The following is a 353-nucleotide window of genomic DNA, read 5'->3' as shown; positions in this document are numbered from 1 at the left end:
GGCCCCCGCCTCTTCAGAACTGGAAAGAATATCCAGATCTGTATGTTCACGAATAACCTGTTCAGGAAAATCAGCATAGCGAGAATGAGGAGCAAAAAAAGATTCATCAAAGCCACGAGTTAATAATGCTAAAGGGTCCAGAGTAGAGTGATAATAAACACCTGATAGTTTTACTTCTCTAGTAAACTTTGGCAAGCCATACAAAATATTCAAAGCGGCCTGTACAGCCCAACAAATAAATAAGGTAGAAGTAACGTGCTCCTTTGCCCAACTAATTATTCTTTCAATCTGTCTCCAATATGCCACATCTTCGAACTCAACTAATCCCAATGGCGCACCAGTGACAATTAAAC

1 protein-coding gene is annotated in these 353 nt (G+C 40.2%); it reads right to left on the bottom strand.

The genetic code is table 11. From position 1 onward, the window contains the following. Window positions 1–353 (bottom strand): homoserine O-acetyltransferase/O-succinyltransferase family protein (locus V2H77_RS00050; RefSeq protein WP_341497183.1); only part of this gene is annotated, 353 nt, incomplete at both ends.

Source organism: Photorhabdus sp. P32, from assembly GCF_038085095.1.
Lineage (GTDB): Bacteria > Pseudomonadota > Gammaproteobacteria > Enterobacterales > Enterobacteriaceae > Photorhabdus > Photorhabdus luminescens.
This window is presented reverse-complemented; position numbering and strand designations above follow the sequence as displayed.